This window comes from Streptomyces sp. TRM68416 (assembly GCF_014596915.1).
In the GTDB taxonomy this organism is placed as follows: Bacteria; Actinomycetota; Actinomycetes; order Streptomycetales; family Streptomycetaceae; genus Streptomyces.
Map to the genome: position 1 here is coordinate 16,743 of NZ_JACVWU010000024.1, position 16,481 is coordinate 33,223.

At 69.7% G+C, this 16,481-nt stretch carries 15 protein-coding genes and 1 pseudogene; 10 read left to right on the forward strand and 6 right to left on the reverse strand.

Going from position 1 to position 16,481, the window contains the following annotated elements; genetic code table 11:
* Nucleotides 1–507 carry an ATP-binding protein gene (locus ICC28_RS31450; RefSeq protein WP_223190025.1) on the reverse strand — a complete coding sequence of 169 codons (507 nt, stop codon included), beginning with the start codon at nucleotides 505–507 and terminating at the stop codon, nucleotides 1–3.
* Between the two features lie 266 nt (nucleotides 508–773).
* On the opposite strand from ICC28_RS31450, the gene ICC28_RS31455 reads away from it, so the two are divergent.
* Both ICC28_RS31455 and ICC28_RS31460 read left to right on the forward strand, forming a co-directional pair.
* Nucleotides 774–1,628, forward strand: coding sequence for a helix-turn-helix domain-containing protein (locus ICC28_RS31455; protein ID WP_188292173.1), 855 nt, complete (start codon nucleotides 774–776; stop codon nucleotides 1,626–1,628).
* A 9-nt stretch (nucleotides 1,629–1,637) separates the two neighbouring features.
* Complete coding sequence (locus tag ICC28_RS31460; RefSeq protein WP_188292174.1) at nucleotides 1,638–1,829, forward strand: hypothetical protein; 192 nt, start codon at nucleotides 1,638–1,640, stop codon at nucleotides 1,827–1,829.
* Between the two features lies 1 nt (nucleotide 1,830).
* On the opposite strand, the gene ICC28_RS31465 is transcribed toward ICC28_RS31460, so the two are convergent.
* Entirely contained in the window at nucleotides 1,831–2,364 is a 534-nt protein-coding gene (locus ICC28_RS31465) for a hypothetical protein (protein ID WP_188292175.1), read from the reverse strand.
* A 149-nt stretch (nucleotides 2,365–2,513) separates the two neighbouring features.
* Between ICC28_RS31465 and ICC28_RS31470 the strand changes: the two genes are divergently transcribed.
* Genes ICC28_RS31470 through ICC28_RS31480 form a run of 3 tightly spaced genes read left to right on the forward strand, consistent with a single transcriptional unit; the run spans nucleotide 2,514 to nucleotide 5,574 of the window.
* Nucleotides 2,514–3,875: an ABC transporter substrate-binding protein gene (locus ICC28_RS31470; protein WP_188292176.1), complete on the forward strand. Its 1,362-nt coding sequence runs from the start codon at nucleotides 2,514–2,516 to the stop codon at nucleotides 3,873–3,875.
* 13 nt (nucleotides 3,876–3,888) lie between these two features.
* The gene (locus ICC28_RS31475; protein ID WP_188292177.1) at nucleotides 3,889–4,740 is read left to right on the forward strand and encodes a carbohydrate ABC transporter permease; all 852 of its coding nucleotides are present in this window, start codon (nucleotides 3,889–3,891) and stop codon (nucleotides 4,738–4,740) included.
* Between the two features lie 6 nt (nucleotides 4,741–4,746).
* Nucleotides 4,747–5,574 carry a carbohydrate ABC transporter permease gene (locus ICC28_RS31480; RefSeq protein WP_188292178.1) on the forward strand — a complete coding sequence of 276 codons (828 nt, stop codon included), beginning with the start codon at nucleotides 4,747–4,749 and terminating at the stop codon, nucleotides 5,572–5,574.
* Here ICC28_RS31480 and ICC28_RS41350 read toward each other — a convergent pair.
* Nucleotides 5,564–6,544 (reverse strand): tetratricopeptide repeat protein, encoded by a 981-nt coding sequence (locus ICC28_RS41350; RefSeq protein ID WP_317454134.1) that lies wholly within the window; start codon nucleotides 6,542–6,544, stop codon nucleotides 5,564–5,566. The two genes, ICC28_RS31480 and ICC28_RS41350, sit on opposite strands and share 11 nt — an antisense overlap.
* Nucleotides 6,516–7,670, reverse strand: a complete 1,155-nt coding sequence (locus tag ICC28_RS41355) for an ATP-binding protein (protein WP_317454135.1) — start codon at nucleotides 7,668–7,670, stop codon at nucleotides 6,516–6,518. The genes ICC28_RS41350 and ICC28_RS41355 overlap by 29 nt, the downstream gene beginning before the upstream one ends.
* Nucleotides 7,671–7,747: 77 nt before the next feature.
* On the opposite strand from ICC28_RS41355, the pseudogene ICC28_RS41360 reads away from it, so the two are divergent.
* Nucleotides 7,748–8,107 (forward strand): annotated as a pseudogene (locus ICC28_RS41360) (nucleosidase); the annotation flags it as partial.
* Nucleotides 8,001–10,517, forward strand: a complete 2,517-nt coding sequence (locus ICC28_RS31490) for a tetratricopeptide repeat protein (protein ID WP_317454136.1) — start codon at nucleotides 8,001–8,003, stop codon at nucleotides 10,515–10,517. The pseudogene ICC28_RS41360 and the gene ICC28_RS31490, both read left to right, overlap by 107 nt.
* Here the strand turns inward: ICC28_RS31490 and ICC28_RS31495 are convergent.
* Nucleotides 10,514–10,954, reverse strand: a complete 441-nt coding sequence (locus ICC28_RS31495) for a PPOX class F420-dependent oxidoreductase (protein WP_188292179.1) — start codon at nucleotides 10,952–10,954, stop codon at nucleotides 10,514–10,516. The two genes, ICC28_RS31490 and ICC28_RS31495, sit on opposite strands and share 4 nt — an antisense overlap.
* Before the next feature lie 186 nt (nucleotides 10,955–11,140).
* On the opposite strand from ICC28_RS31495, the gene ICC28_RS31500 reads away from it, so the two are divergent.
* Entirely contained in the window at nucleotides 11,141–11,848 is a 708-nt protein-coding gene (locus ICC28_RS31500; protein WP_188292180.1) for a helix-turn-helix domain-containing protein, read from the forward strand.
* A 20-nt stretch (nucleotides 11,849–11,868) separates the two neighbouring features.
* Here ICC28_RS31500 and ICC28_RS31505 read toward each other — a convergent pair whose 3' ends face one another.
* The gene (locus ICC28_RS31505; protein WP_188292181.1) at nucleotides 11,869–12,894 is read right to left on the reverse strand and encodes an ATP-dependent 6-phosphofructokinase; all 1,026 of its coding nucleotides are present in this window, start codon (nucleotides 12,892–12,894) and stop codon (nucleotides 11,869–11,871) included.
* Nucleotides 12,895–13,135: 241 nt separating this feature from the next.
* On the opposite strand from ICC28_RS31505, the gene pta reads away from it, so the two are divergent.
* The gene (gene pta / locus ICC28_RS31510; protein WP_188292182.1) at nucleotides 13,136–15,226 is read left to right on the forward strand and encodes a phosphate acetyltransferase; all 2,091 of its coding nucleotides are present in this window, start codon (nucleotides 13,136–13,138) and stop codon (nucleotides 15,224–15,226) included.
* Nucleotides 15,223–16,446 (forward strand): acetate kinase, encoded by a 1,224-nt coding sequence (locus tag ICC28_RS31515; protein WP_188292183.1) that lies wholly within the window; start codon nucleotides 15,223–15,225, stop codon nucleotides 16,444–16,446. Before pta ends, ICC28_RS31515 begins: the two co-directional genes overlap by 4 nt.
* Nucleotides 16,447–16,481: the final 35 nt, after the last annotated feature.

Genomic DNA, 16,481 nt, shown 5'->3' on the forward strand with positions numbered 1-16,481 from the left:
TCACCCCACCCCCACATACCCCCGAGCCCCCCGCCAAGGCACCACCGCCCACATCCGCGTCCCACCCCCGGGCTCCCGCGCCTCCCCGAACCCCCACTCCCCCTCGCATGCCCGCACCACGCACCCGAGCACCCGCAGCGCGGCCCGCCTCCGGGCGTCACAGGCCGCCGCCAGCCGGGGGTGGGTATGGCGGGGGTGACCGTCGTAGAGGATCACGCGGAGGTCGCCGTCCCGGTACCGCAGGGACACGTACACCTCGCTGTCCGGCGTGAACCGGCAGGCGCAGGCGGCGAGTTCGGCGACGACTTGGACCACCGCGTCCGTCATGTCGGCGAGGCCGTGGGTCTGGAGGACGACGCGGGTGGCGGCGCGGGCGATTCGGGCGCTGGCCGGGCCGGCGGGGAGGGTGAGGCTGTAGGCAAGGGTGTCGGGGGACGGCGGCGGGGTGCGGCGTTCGTCTGTGGAGAGGGGGCAGGGGGAGACGGTTCCGGCGATGGATGTGGACATGAACGACTCCTCGGCGTAAGTGACTTCACCCGGCGGCCGGTGGCTTGTCTCTCCGGCACGAACCCGCCCCTCCCGGAGAAGGAGAACGCGGACAGGCTCGCGCGATGCGCTTCCGACAACGCCGGTGCGTAATGGTTGCCTTACTGACCGTAGAGCATTGTTGGGCACACGTGCCACATACTCCGACTCATTGCCGCCCTAGAATTGGACCCGCGTGACAGACGCAGGGCAGACTGACCCCCGACCAACGGGGAGGAAGCACACCGATGCCGACACGACCCGCGCCGACCGAACGTCAGAAGCGGCTGGGCGCCGAGCTGCGCAGGATGCGCCTGGCAGCCGGGCGAACCACGGAGTACGCGGCCGGACTGCTCGGCCTGGACCGCACGAAGGTCTCCAACATGGAGGCGGGCGTCCGCGCCACCTCACCGGAGCGGATCCGCCTCCTCGCCAGCAACTACGAGTGCGCGGACGAGGCCTACGTCGAGGCGCTGGTCACCATGGCCGACACACGACGCGGATGGTGGCAGCAGTACCGGGGGGCGTTGCCCCAAGGGCTGCTGGATGTCGCCGAGTTGGAGTGGTTCGCGACCCGGCTGCGGAGCTACCAGTCCGTGCACGTTCCCGGACTGCTGCAACTCGGCGAGTACGCCCGCGCCATCTTCGCCGCCGCGCTCCCGCCCCTGCCCCGGTCGGAGGTCGAACTCCGAGTGGTCCAGCGCGTGCGGCGACAGCAGGTGCTCGACCGTGAGCAGCCCCAGCCGCTCGACTACGTCGCGTACGTTCACGAGTGGGCCCTGCGCATGCAGTTCGGCGGACGCCGCGTCATGCGCGAGCAGCTACTGCACCTGTGCGAAGCCTCCGACCGCCCTCATGTCGACCTGCGTGTACTGCCGGTCGAGGCCGGTGCGTTCCCCGGCGCCGGACACGCGGTGCTGTACGCCCACGGGGCGGTCCCCCAGTTGGACACCGTGCACCTGGACTCCGCGCACGGCGGCGAGTTCACTCACTCCGAATCCCAACTCGCCAAGTACCGGGCTCACATGGACTGGTGGCACACCCACACGCTGACCACCAAGGAATCACGCGACCTGATCCACTCCATCGCCCGCCAACTCTGAGGAGCCACCATGCCCGACATCACCTGGGAAGAGCCCTTCTGCGCCGAAGGAAACAACTGCTTCCGCATAGGCACCGACCCCCAAGGCAACGCCTACATCGCCGTAGCCGGCCAAGAAGACACCCCCCTCACCGACACCCTCGAAGCCCTCCGCACCCTCATCCGCGACATCAAGTCCGGCAAGGCGGACCACCTGCTCTGAGCTACCGGAACGGGCGGGCGTAGACGACGACTTGCGCCGCCAGGCCGACGACGGCGAGCGCCTCGACGACGGAGACGGCGAGGAGCCCGGGAGACGTCTGCCCCGCCCCCCAGTAGACGGCCAGCCCGGCGAGCGGCACGACGCAGAAGGCCAGCAGATCCACCGCACACTGCACGGCCTTGCGGGAACGCCGACGGGAGTCGGTGCGATGTGCGATCTCCCAGGCGAACGCCCTTTCCGCATCGGCGAGTTGGGCGAGTCGGGGTCCGAGGTCCTGGCGTATGTAGCGGCCGATGGCGGAGATTTTCTCGTCGTTGACGAGGTAGGTCCAGCCGAGGACGGCGCAGACGGGCGGGATGGCGAGCAGCATCGCGGACTGCTCGGCCTGCGCGGCGGCGGCGATCACGGCGGCGACGACGGTGAGGGTGACGTAGAGGAGGTTGTCACGGAAGCCGATGCGGGTCTTCTGCTCGTCCTTGACGGTCTGGTACTCCGCGAGGAGGAGCTGACCGAGGGTCACGTCTCGCTCGGCCATTGGCATTCCTTCCCCCGATGTTCATGTCCCCTGGCAGTACTGTAAGCGGCCGCCGATCCACCGCAGACGCATTGACCTGACTAGACCACCCCACCTACGTTCACACGGCAGCCACTCCGCGCCACAACGACGTGAGCCCGCAGGAGGTCATGCCCGTGCGCCCCACCGCCGCCCTGATCACCACCGCCACCGTCCTCGCCGCCACCGCGACCCTCACCGCCTGCGGCGGCGACTCCGGAAGCGACCCGGACACACTGAAGGTGTCCTTCAAACAGTCCACGGACAACAACATCAAGGTGATGGACACCTTCCTCGCGGACATCAAGAAGCAGTTCGAGAAGAAGTACCCGGGAAAGAAGGTCGAGTTCATCCCCATCAAGGCCCCGGACTCGGAGTACTACACCAAGGTCCAGCAGATGCTCCGCTCCGCGAAGACGGCGCCCGACCTGGTCTACGAGGACACGTTCCTCATCAACTCCGACATCACCAGCGGGTACTTGAAGCCCCTGGACGCCTACCTCGCCAAGTGGCCGGACTGGAACCAGTTCATCGGCACGGCGAAGGCGGCGGCGAAGGGCGAGGACGGCAAGACGTACGGCGTCCCGGACGGCACCGACACCCGCGGACTCTGGTACGACAAGGGCATCTTCGCGAAGGCCGGCCTGCCGACCGCGTGGCAGCCGAAGACGTGGGACGACGTCCTCGACGCGGCTCGCACGATCAAGGAGAAGGTCCCTGACGTCACGCCCCTCAACGTCTACACGGGCAAACCGGCGGGCGAGGCGGCGACCATGCAGGGCTTCGAGATGCTGCTGTACGGCACCGAGGACCGCCTCTACGACGAGTCGTCGAAGAAGTGGGTTGCCGGAAGCCAGGGCTTCAAGGATGCCCTCGCGTTCGTGGAGACGGTCTACGAGGAGAAGCTCGGCCCGGACATCTCCACCGCCCTCGACCCCAACATCCAGACCATCGTGCGCGGCGACCTCCTCCCCAACGGCAAGCTGGGCATCAACCTCGACGGCTCCTGGCTCCCGCAGGACTGGCTGGAGGGCAGCGGCCACGAATGGCCCGAGTGGTCGAGGAAGTTGGGCCTGGCCGCCATGCCGACCCAGCACGGGCAGGCCCCCGGCAAGGTGAGCATGTCCGGCGGCTGGACGTGGGCGATCCCGGCGAAGGCCGCCAACCCCGACCTCGCCTTCGACTTCATCAAGACCATGCAGAGCAAGGCGAACGCCCAGAAGTGGTACGTCGCCAACTCCGGCATCGCGGTCCGCGAGGACGTCGCGAACGACCCCGCCTACGCCGACGCCCAGCCCGGCATCAAGTTCTTCACGGACCTGGTGGCCAGCACGCACTACCGGCCCGCGTACCCGGCGTACCCGAAGGTCTCCACGGCGATCCAGGAGGCGATGGAGGGCGTGACGACGGGGGACGTGTCGGTCGAGGAGGCCGCGAAGAACTACGACGAGGAACTGCGCAGGGCGACCGACGGCCAGGTGATCGAGAAGTAAGGGGCCACGGCGGATGAAGCTCACCCGTTTCCTCACCCTCTCCCCCGCCGTCGTCCTCCTGCTCCTCTTCCTCGCCGGCCCCATCGCCTACTGCGCGTACATCGCCTTCACCGACCTCCAACTCACAGGCCAGGCCAAGGAGTCCTTCGTCGGGTTCGAGAACTTCCGTACGGCGTTCCAGGACAACGCCTTCCTGAACGCCGTATGGCTCACGCTCGTCTTCACGGTCGTATCCGCGCTGATCGGCCAGAACACCCTGGGCCTGGCCCTCGCCTCCCTGATGCGACGCGCGTCGAAGCCGGTGCGCACGCTGACGGGCGGAATCGTCATCGCGGCCTGGGTCCTCCCGGAGGTGGTCGCGGGCTTCCTCCTCTACGCCTTCTTCCGCCGCGAAGGCACCCTGAACGCCCTCCTGGACTGGCTCCATCTCCCCACCCAGAACTGGCTGTTCACCCTCCCGATCCTGGCGGTGTCCTTCGCCAACGTCTGGCGCGGCACGGCCTTCTCCATGCTGGTCTACTCGGCCGCCCTGAACGACATCCCCAAGGAGATCACCGAGGCCGCCGAGGTCGACGGCGCGGGCGGCTGGCGCCGCCTGTGGCACATCACGCTCCCGATGATCCGCCGCTCCATCGCCACCAACCTGATGCTGATCACCCTCCAGACCCTCTCCGTCTTCGGCCTGATCTGGGTGATGACGAGAGGCGGCCCGAGCGGCAAGAGCCAGACCCTCCCCCTCTTCATGTACGAGGAGGCCTTCCAGAAGAGCATGATCGGCTACGGCACGGCGGTCGCGCTGCTGTTGCTGGTGGTCGGCGCGCTGTTCTCGCTGGTCTACCTACGCCTGCTGCGGACGGAGGTGTGAGAAGCCATGCGACTTCGAAGAAGCACGCGTCGACTGGCCGCCGACGCCGGGCTGTTGGCCCTGGCAGCGACCTTCGCCCTCCCCCTGGCCTGGGTCGTCCTCTCCGCCCTCGACCCGGACGCGGACCTGAGACTCAAGGCCCCCGACGGGGTGACCTGGGACAACTTCGACGCGGTTCTGACCGACGAGATCACCTTCACCCCACTCCTCAACAGCCTCCTGCTGTGCGGCGGCGGCACCCTGCTGACCGTGACATGCGCGGCACTGGCCGCGTACCCCCTGTCCCGCTTCCGCTCCCGCCTGAACCGCCCCTTCCTCCTGACCATCCTCTTCGCGACCTGCCTTCCGATCACGGCCGTGATGGTCCCCGTGTACGCCCTGTTCGTCCAGGTGAACCTGATCGACACGATGCGAGGCACGATCTTCTTCTTCGCCGCCTCCCAACTCCCCTTCGCCATCTGGTTGATGAAGAACTTCATGGACGGCGTACCGAAGGAACTGGAGGAGGCCGCCTGGACGGACGGGGCCTCGGCACTCCAGTCCCTCGTCCGCATCGTCCTACCCCTGATGGGCCCGGGGGTCGCCGTCGTCACGGTCTTCTCGTTCGTGATGATGTGGGGCAACTTCTTCGTCCCGTTCATGCTCCTGCTCACCCCGGACCAGCTGCCGGCCGCGGTGAGCATCAACGAGTTCTTCGGGAATCGGGGGAGCGTGGTTTATGGGCAGTTGGCCGCGTTCTCGGTTATCTATTCGACGCCGGTGATTCTGCTGTACGTGCTGGTGGCGCGGCGGTTGGGTGGGGGGTTTGCGTTGGGTGGGGCGGTCAAGGGGTGAGGATTTCCCCTGCTGCTTCGCGCGCGTCGGCGGCTTCGGTGGGCGCGTTGGCTCGCGTGTAGAGGTCGGCGGCCCGGAGGAGGTGGGCGCGGGCCTCGGCGGGACGGTCGGCGGCCCAGTGGGCCAGGGCCAGGTTGTGGAAGGCGTGCCCCGCCCCGTACCAGTCCTCGAACTCCTGGAGAATCTCCACGGCCGTGGCGTACGCCTCGATCGCCTCTTCCACCCGGCCCAGGCTCATGAGTGCTACGCCGAGGTTGTGCCACACCGCGCCCTCGGCCCGGCGGTCTCCGGCGGCCCGGCATCCGTCGAGGGCACGCCTGTGGGCGTCGATCGCCTCCTCGACCCGGCCGGCATCGTGCAAGGCGACGCCCAGGTTGGCCCAAACCAGGGCCTCGGCACGGTGCTCACCGAGCGTCCGGAACAGCTCTCGGGCGCGGATGTGGGCGTCGATCGCCTCCTCGACCCGGCCCGCATCCCCCAGGGCGTTGCCGAGGCTGTCCCACGTCTCGGCCTCGCTGACGCGGTCTCCGGCCGCCTGGAACAGACCACCGGCGCGGGTGTGCGCCTCGACCGCCTCCGCGGCTCGCCCCGCCATCCGCAAGGCTTCGCCGAGGCTGCGCCAGGCGGACGCCTCGTCGTGACGGTCTCCGGTGAGCCGCGCGGCATCACGCGTGGCGCGCGCCACCGTGATTGCGTCGGCGACGTACCTCCGCCGTCCCAGGTACACCGTCAGGCACTCGGCCAGCCCCGCCGCATGCTTCGCGTACCTCTCCTCGCCACCCCACTGCACGGCCTCGACCAGCCCGCCCCGCTCCTCGTCCAGCCAGGCGAGTGCCTGCTTCTGGGTGGCGAAGCGGTCCGGCTCCGTCAAGCCCGGCAGCCACTGCAGCCGGGTGTCCGCCGCCTGCGCCCAGCGCCAGTAGAACAGCACGAGCAGTCGCTCACGCGCCGTCTCCGCCTCCTCTCTCAACTCCGCGGACCCCGCCACCAGGTCCAGCCCGAACGCCCGCACCAGGTCGTGCAGCCGCCACCGCCCACGCCCGCTCGCCCGTTCGACGAGGTGGGCGCGCGCCAGCCCGTCCGTCCCAGCACCGAGGCGGGATGTCCTCACGGGTCATGACCCCTACGGCCTCGGTACTCGCATCGTCCCCGGGAGCGAGGCACAGCAGGCGCAGCAACCTGGCCTGATCGGCGGGCAGTCGCCGGTATGACAGAGCCAGGGCACTGCGGACACTGCGCTCGCCGTCGTCGAGGTGGGTCAGGCGGTCACGCAGGTCGGTGAGTTCAGCGACGAGTTCGGCAACGGGTTTGTCTCGGTCCAGCACCAGCAGCGCCGCCGCGATCTGAAGGGCGAGCGGCAGATGGCCACAGCGTGCGGCGAGCCGCCTGGCCTCCCCGGCTCGGTCCGCGACACGGCTGTCGTCCGGGTCGGCGATTCGCAGGGCACGGTCGAGCAACTCGTGCGCCTCTTCCGGCGACATCTCCCCCAAGGTCAGCAATCGTGCCCCCAGTTGAGGCATTTTGTTGCGCGAGGTGACCAGCAACCGGTGCCTCGCGTCACCGGGCAGCAGCGGCCGCACCTGATCCGGCGAAGAGGCGTTGTCGGCCACGATCAACACCGCCCCCCGCTCCGCCAGTACCGACCGATACAGCGCCGCCCGCTCGTCCACCCGCACCGGAATGTGCTCAGGCTCCACGGCCAACGCCCGCAGCAACGCCTCCAGCGCCTGCTCCCCGCTCACGGGATCCTCGTCGTACCCGTGCAGATCGAGGAAGAGCGCTCCCCCGGGAAACCACCCGCGCCCGTACGCCTCGTGAGCCGCCTGCACCGCCAGCGCGGTCTTCCCGATGCCCCCAAGCCCGGACACGGCAGCAACCAGGACCGCCTCATGCCCTCCCCCGACCGCCGGCTCGAAGGCACGGAGCAGCTCCCCCAGCTCCCCACCCCGCCCGGTGAACCCCGCCGCCCTCGCAGGCAGCGCGCTCAACGCCGTAGGCGCCGCCGCCCGCTGATAGAAGTTCCCCTTGGCGACGACGGGCCCCCTGAACTCCCCGCCCCGGAAGTCGACGTGATCGCCACCGTACTCACCGACCATCGCCCCACGGTAAACCCCCAACACCCCTGCTGGTCAGGGAAGTTCGCAGTACCGTGAAGGGCGTGCCCACCGTCGCCGTGCTCACCGCCCTCCCCCTGGAATACACGGCGGTCCGCGCCCACCTCACGCACATCGAGAAGCGCGTGCACCCCGACTACGGCACCCGGGCCGAGGTGGGCCGGCTCCCCGGAACCCCCTGGCAGGTCGCCCTCCTTGAGCTGGGCGAGGGAACACGCGGAGCCGCCGCGCTCACCGAGCGGGCGATGACCTGGCTGACCCCGCAGGCGGTCCTGTTCGTCGGCGTGGCAGGCGGCCTCAAGGACGACATCCATATCGGCGACGTCGTCATCGCCACCAAGGTGTACGCCATCCACGGCGGCAAGGAGACCCCCGACGGCTTCCTCGACCGCACGGAATCCTGGCAGCCCCCGCACGAACTCGACCAGGCCGCCCGCCACGCCCTCCGAGGCCAACCGCACATCCACTTCAAGCCCATCGCCGCCGGCGACGTCCTCCTCTCCGACGCGGACTCCCCCCCTCGCCCACCGCCTCCGACAGCGCTTCAACGACGCCGTCGCCATCGAGATGGAGGGCTCGGGCGTGGCCCAGGCGGCCCATCTCGCGGGCGGCGCGGGCGCGTTGATCATCCGGGGCGTCAGCGACAAGGCGGACGCGGACAAGTCGCGGGCGGACGCGCGGGGTTCCCAGCCGGAGGCTGCCGCGAGGGCGGCGGAGGTCGCCATGGCCGTACTCCGAGAACTGGAGCCGAAGGAGGAGGAAGAGAGAACACCCGTGCCCCCTCCCCACCACGGCCCGGTCCCCACCGCCTCCACCACGCTCCCGCCCCGCCCCCTCGGCTTCACAGGACGATTGGCAGATCTGGGCCACCTCCTGACCCACCTGGAACCGACCGCCGACGCCCCGACCGCACCCCCGCTCCTCATCTCCGCCGTCACCGGCATGGGCGGCATCGGCAAGACGGCCCTGGCGATCGAGGCCGCTCACCAGGCGCTTTCCAAGGGCTGGTTCCCCGGCGGGACGCTCTTCGTCGACCTGCGGGGCTACGACGACAACCCCGTCACCGCCGATCAAGCGGTCCTGGCCCTGCTGGACGCGCTCGGCCTACGTGGCCCAGATCTGCCAATTACTACGGCACGGCAGTACGACGCCTACCAGGCCCAACTCGCCCGGCACCGGCCCCGCACCCTCCTGATCCTCGACAACGCCTCCGACCCGGCACAGTTCCTCCCCCTCCTCCCCGGCACCGACCACCACCGCGTACTGATCACCTCCCGCGACCGCCCCGACTCCCTGCCCCTGCAGATCGTCGACCTGGAGACCCTGCCCGAGGACGACGCGGTCGCCCTCGTCACCAACGCCCCGCGCGGCGACCCACGCGACGACCGCGCCTCTCGCGAGCCGGAGGCACTCCGCGAACTGACCGCCCTCTGCGGCCACTTGCCCCTCGCCCTCCAGATCGCCGCCGCGATGCTGCGCAGACGCCGGCATCGTGACATCGCCTCTCTGGTGGCCGAGATCAAGGCGGCCGGGGATCCGACGACCGTCCTCGACAACGGCAGTCGGGGCACCGACCAGTACGGCCGCTCCCTCGTCCTGCGTCCGGTTCTGGAGACGTCGTACAAGCGGCTGCCGCCCGAGCAGGCACGGGTGCTGCGTCTGCTGGCCCTGGCACCCGGCGCAGACGTCAGCACGGAGGCCGCGGCTGCGCTGACCGACTTGGACGAGGATGCCGCCGTTGGGTTGCTGGAGGACCTGGCCGCCGCTGGGCTGGTCACGGCCAGGGAACTGCGGTGGCGGTTGCACGACCTGGTACGGGCGTTCGGGGCGGGACTCGTGGCGGGGGATGCGGAGTTGCACGAGGAGGGTGAACGGGCGCGGGAGCGGCTGCTGGAGTTCTACTGGCGGTGGGCGAATGCGGCGGACGATCGGCTGCTGTGGGTTCCGGGTGCACCGGAGCCGGAGCGGTTCACGGATCGTAGAACGGCACTGGCATGGCTGGACCGGGAGCGGGCGGGGCTGGTCGCAGCCATGCAGTGGGCGGGCGAGGAGCGGCATGCACAGCAGTTGGTGGGGCTGGCTGCCCGCCTGGGGGTGTACCTGCGTTGGCAGCGGCACTTCGACGACGCGATTGCCGTCGCGCTTGCCGCGCGGGATGCCGCCCACAAGGGCGGGGATCGCGGAGCTGAAGCGGGTGCGTGGGGATTCCTCGGCAGCGCTCTTGAGGACGCGGGCCGAGTGGAGGAGGCAGTACGCGCCCTCACCCGTTCCCGCGACCTGTACCAGGCCGCCAGGAACCCTCATGGGGAGGCCACCGCGTGGGGCTTCCTCGGGATCGCCCTGCACGTGGCGGGCCAGATGGAACAATCGATCGACGCCCACACCCGCGCCCGCGACCTGTACCGGGGGGTTGGTGACCGCCGTGGCGAGGCCGACACGTGGTCCAACCTCGGCAACGCCCTGTGGAAGGAAGACCGAACGGAGGAGGCGATCGACGCACACAGATACGCCCTCGACCTGTACCAGGCGGTCGGTGACCGCCACTGCGAGGGCATGGCATGGAACAACCTCGGCCTCGCCCTACACGAGGCGGACAGGGTGGTAGAGGCCATTGAGGCGTTCGGCAGGGATCTAGAGATCTGCCGCGAGTTCGAGGACTGGTACGGCGCAGGCCAGACGCTCAACAATCTGGCCCGTGTCTACCGGGACACCCACCCCACCCAAGCCCGCACCCACTACCTCCAAGCCGCCGACGCCTTCACCCGCGCCAACGCCCCCACCGAAGCCGCCGACGCCCGAGCCCGAGCCGACTCTCTGCCAGACGCTTAGGCCTCCGGCAAAACCCCCGCCCGAAACCGCTCCACCCCCACCACCCTCCGCACCCGATCCACCTCGATCAACAGCATCACCCGCCGCTCCCCGGGCAGCAGCCACGGATACCGCTCCTCCCCGATGTACTTCTGCGCGAGCCGGTCCATAGCCCGCTCGGCGGCCTCCCCCTCCACGAACCGCACCACCCGCCCCCGGACCTCGGCGCGGTCGTACGGGTTCTCGGGGTCGATGTGGGACAGGGATACGAACGGATTGCGCCGCAGGTTGTCGACCTTCACCCGCCCGATCGACGTGTTGACCATGACGAACTCGTCTTCGATGTCCGCCCACATGGGCGAAACCTGCGGCGCCCCATCAGGGCCCACGGTCGCGAGGTGCCAGAAGTTGGGAGCGAGGAGCCGTTCGCGAATATGCCCGCTGAGCTTGCCGTTCACTGGAACACCACCCTCCGGGGGCGACGGACGCGCACCCCGGCGTCATCCTCCCCAGCGCCTCCGACCACAGGCAGGGCGATCTTCGGCCACCCCGAACCCATGACCGAATCCGTACGTTCCTACAATCCGTGATCCTGGCCGAACAGACCGTAGTCACCGCAGCGCCGCGCCCCTAGCTTGAGGCCCGTGCGTCGACCACCAGCTCAACCGAACCAGCCCCCCACTCCGCCGACCCCGCCGTTCAACGCCCCCGCCGCTCGCCGGCTCCGTGCCGCTCTCGCCATGGGCCCGGAGCATGTCGCCTACGGGATGCGCTCCTCGTACGGACTCCCCTACGTCACACCGGACCTGGTCATAGCCTGGGAACGCGGGGCGGTCTGTCCCTCGAACCCGGAGCTGACCGCCCTCGCGGGGGTGCTGTGGTGCTCGCCGGGTGAGCTCATCGGGCGGCCGCGGACCCTGCGGGAACACCGCACGGCCCGTGGGCTCGCCCCCGAGGACGTCGCCCGTGCCGTCGGGCACGAACTCGCCGCCTACCTGCGCATGGAGGAGATCGGCGAGTGGCACGGCACCGAGCGCCAGGCCTCCGCCCTCGCCGACGTTCTCGACCTCTCCCTGCCCGACTTCGTCACGGTCACGGGCCGGGACGCCAAGCTCGCCGATCTGCTGCGCAGTGCGGTGACGACGCGCTGGCAGGCGTACGTACGCCCGGTCGGGAGGCTCGTGCCGCTGGATCGGCGGCTCCTGGAGGACGCCCTCCAGGAGCTGCACCGCGACTACCAGGGGCAGATGGTCGCCACTCTCAGCTGGGGCGGCGCCGACAGCGGTTCCAGCGCGGCCGGCCGGGAGTTCCTGGACCGGATCGTGGAGAGGTTCTGGGCGGCGGTCCAATAACTCCGACCGCGAGACCTGCCCTAGAAAACCGACTCCGCCTCGTCCATCCGGTCCTTCGGGACCGTCTTCAGCTCCGTGACCGCCTCCGCCAGCGGCACCATCACGATGTCGGTGCCGCGCAGGGCGGTCATCCTGCCGAACTCGCCCCGGTGCGCGGCTTCCACCGCGTGCCAGCCGAAGCGGGTGGCGAGGACGCGGTCGTAGGCGGTGGGGACGCCGCCGCGCTGGACGTGGCCGAGGATGACCGGCTTGGCCTCCTTGCCGAGGCGGCGCTCGAGCTCGAAGGCGAGGGCCGTGCCGATGCCCTGGAAGCGCTCGTGGCCGAACTGGTCGATCTCGCCCTTGCCGTAGTCCATGCTGCCCTCGGCGGGGTGGGCGCCCTCGGCGACGCAGATGACGGCGAACTTCTTGCCGCGCGCGAAGCGCTCCTCGACCATCTTGACCAGGTCGGCGGGGTCGAAGGGGCGCTCGGGGAGGCAGATGCCGTGGGCGCCGGCGGCCATGCCGGACTCCAGGGCGATCCAGCCCGCGTGGCGGCCCATTACCTCGACGACCATCACGCGCTGGTGGGACTCGGCGGTCGTCTTCAGGCGGTCCATCGCCTCCGTCGCGACGCCTACTGCCGTGTCGAAGCCGAAGGTGCGGTCGGTCGAGGAGATGTCGTTGTCGATGGTCTTCGGGACGCCGACCACCGGGAGGCCCGCGTCGGACAGCATGCGGGCGGCCGTCAGGGTGCCCTCGCCGCCGATCGGGATGAGGGCGTCGATGCCGAAGTCACGGGCGATGTCGGGGGCGTTCTCGCAGGCCTCGCGCAGGCGGTCGCGCTCCAGGCGGGAGGAGCCGAGGATCGTGCCGCCGCGGGCCAGGATGCCGCTGACCGCGTCGAGGTCGAGGGTGCGGTAGTGGCCGTCGAGCAGGCCCGCGTACCCGTCCTCGAAGCCGATGACCTCGTCGCCGTACTGAGTGAGCGCTCGGTGCACGACCGACCGGATCACTGCGTTCAGGCCGGGGCAGTCGCCGCCTGCGGTGAGAACTCCGATACGCATCGTGCTGTGTCTCCTGCTCGCTGTTGATACCGGTGAGCCGTTTCCGATTGTTTCACGTCCCGCGAGACGCTGTCGCTTCCGTCCGGTCCGTCCCCTTCCGACCGCTCCGGGCTTCGACGCTGACGGGCGCCTTATCTATCGCCAGAGGTATTGTCAAGAGGGTTCTGCTCACCTCGGTGGGCGATTTTTGCGTTGACGAAGACGATGAACGTTGACGAAGGCGATGAAGGGGAGACCACGCGTGACGCGCAGCGTGTACGTGACCGGTATCGACCGCGGCGACGGCCGCCAGGTCGTCGAACTGGGGGTCATGGAGCTCCTGACCCGGCAGGTCGACCGGGTCGGTGTCTTCCGTCCCCTCGTCCACGACGGCCCGGACCGCCTGTTCGAGCTGCTGCGCGCCCGCTACCGGCTGGCGCAGGACCCGGCGACGGTCTACGGCATGGACTACCACGAGGCGTCCGCGCTCCAGGCCGAGCAGGGGACCGACGAGCTGGTGTCGACCCTGGTCGACCGGTTCCATCTGGTCGCCCGTGACTACGACGTGGTCCTCGTCCTCGGCACCGACTTCGCCGACACCCAGCTCCCGGACGAGCTGTCCCTCAACGCCCGGCTCGCCAACGAGTTCGGGGCGTCCGTCATACCCGTGGTCGGCGGCCGCAAGCAGACCGCCGAGGCGGTGCGGGCCGAGACGCGCAACGCCTACCGGGCCTACGACGGCCTCGGCTGCGACGTGCTGGCCATGGTGACCAACCGGGTGGCGCGGGAGGACCGCGACGAGATCGCGGAGCGGCTCGCGAACCGGCTGCCGGTGCCCTGCTACGTACTGCCGGACGAGCCCGCCCTGTCCGCGCCGACGGTCGCGCAGATCTCGCACTCCCTCGGCGCGAAGGTGCTCCTCGGCGACGACTCGGGGCTCGCCCGGGACGCGCTCGACTTCGTCTTCGGCGGTGCGATGCTGCCGAACTTCATCAAGGCGCTGACCCCGGGCTGCATGGTGGTGACCCCGGGCGACCGCGCGGATCTGGTGGTGGGCGCGCTGGCCGCGCACAGTGCAGGTACCCCGCCGATCGCGGGTGTGCTGCTCACCCTGGACGAGCGGCCCGGCGACGAGATCCTCACGCTCGCCGCCCGTCTCGCCCCGGGCACCCCGGTGATCTCGGTGCCGGGGTACAGCTTCCCCACCGCCGAGCTGCTGTTCTCCCTGGAGGGCAAGCTGAACGCGGCGACCCCGCGCAAGGCGGAGACCGCGCTCGGCCTGTTCGAGCGGTACGTCGACACCGGCGACCTGCTCAAGCGGGTGAGCGCCCCGAGCAGCGACCGGGTCACGCCGATGATGTTCGAGCACAAGCTGCTGGAGCAGGCCCGCTCGGACCTGCGCCGGGTGGTGCTGCCGGAGGGCACCGAGCCGCGCGTGCTGCACGCCGCCGAGGTGCTGCTGCGGCGCGGGGTGTGCGAGCTGACCCTGCTGGGCCCGGTGGACCAGATCCGCAAGAAGGCCGCCGACCTCGGCATCGACCTGGGCGAGACGCAGTTGATCGACCCGGCCACCTCGGAGCTGCGCGACTTCTTCGCCGAGAAGTACGCCGCGCTGCGCGCCCACAAGGGCGTCACCGTGGAACTCGCCTACGACGTCGTCTCCGACGTGAACTACTTCGGCACCCTGATGGTCGAGGAGGGCCTCGCCGACGGCATGGTGTCGGGGTCGGTGCACTCGACGGCCGCCACCATCCGGCCCGGCTTCGAGATCATCAAGACCAAGGGGGACACGAAGATCGTCAGCTCGGTCTTCTTCATGTGCCTCGCCGACAAGGTGCTGGTCTACGGCGACTGCGCGGTGAACCCGGACCCGAACGCCGAGCAGCTGGCCGACATCGCCATCCAGTCGGCCGCCACCGCCGAGCAGTTCGGTGTGGAGCCGCGGATCGCGATGCTGTCGTACTCGACGGGTACGTCCGGTTCGGGCGCCGATGTCGACAAGGTGCGCGAGGCGACGGAGCTGGTGCGGGAGCGGCGGCCCGATCTGAAGATCGAGGGGCCGATCCAGTACGACGCGGCCGTCGAGCCGACGGTGGCCGCGACCAAGCTGCCGGAGTCGGATGTCGCCGGGCAGGCAACGGTTCTGATCTTTCCTGACCTCAATACAGGCAACAACACCTACAAGGCCGTGCAGCGTTCGGCCGGCGCCATCGCCGTCGGGCCGGTGCTGCAGGGTCTGCGCAAGCCCGTCAACGACCTGTCCCGCGGTGCGCTCGTGCAGGACATCGTCAACACCGTCGCCATCACAGCGATCCAGGCCCAGTCCCCCGTCGAGAAGGCGTCCCAGCAGTGAGCTCCTCCCGTGGCACCCGCGTCCTCGTTCTGAACTCCGGCTCCTCGTCGGTGAAGTACCAGCTGCTCGACATGCGGGACGGCCACCGGCTCGCGGTGGGGCTCGTCGAGCGGATCGGCGAGGAGTCCTCGCGGCTCAAGCACACTCCGGCGGGCGGCGAGGTCCGGGAGTGGACCGGCGCGATCGCCGACCACGAGGCCGCGCTGAAGGCCGTATCGGCGGAGCTGGCCAAGGACGGCCTCGGTCTTGACTCGCCGGAGCTGGCCGCGATCGGGCACCGGGTGGTGCACGGCGGCAAGCACTTCACCGAGCCGACCGTGATCGACGACGCCGTGCTCGCCGAGATCGAGCGGCTGATCCCGGTGGCCCCGCTGCACAACCCGGCGAACCTCACCGGCATCCGCACCGCCCAGGCGCTGCGGCCCGATCTGCCCCAGGTCGCCGTGTTCGACACCGCCTTCCACACGACGATGCCGGAGTCGGCCGCCCGCTACGCGATCGACGTGGAGACCGCCGACGCGCACCGCATCCGGCGCTACGGCTTCCACGGCACGTCGCACGCGTACGTCTCCCGGGCGACGGCGAAGCTGCTGGGGAAGTCGCCGGAAGAGGTGAACGTCATCGTGCTGCACCTCGGCAACGGCGCCTCCGCCTCGGCCGTGCGCGGCGGCCGGTGTGTGGACACCTCGATGGGGCTGACGCCTTTGGAGGGGCTGGTGATGGGTACGCGCTCCGGAGACATGGACCCGGCCGTCATCTTCCATTTGATGCGCGTTGGCGGAATGTCCACGGACGAGATCGACACTCTTCTCAACAAGAGGAGCGGGCTGATCGGTCTGTGCGGTGACAACGACATGCGGGAGATCCGCCGCAGGGTCGACGAGGGTGACGAACAGGCGCAACTCGCCTTCGACATCTACATTCACCGTCTGAAGAAGTACATCGGCGCCTATTACGCCGTCCTCGGACGGGTGGACGCGGTGGCCTTCACAGCGGGAGTCGGGGAAAACGCGAGCGCGGTGCGGGAAGCTGCGGTGTCGGGCCTGGAGGAGCTGGGCCTGGTGGTGGACGGCGAGCTGAACGCCGTGCGCGGTGAGGAGCCGCGGCTGATCTCGCCGCAGGGCGCGCGGGTGGCCGTGGCCGTCGTACCGACCGACGAGGAACTGGAGATTGCGACGCAGACGTACGCGCTGGTAAATGGCTCACGGAATCTCACCTGAGCGGCTCCCCGCCCCTTTGTACTTTCCGCCAGACG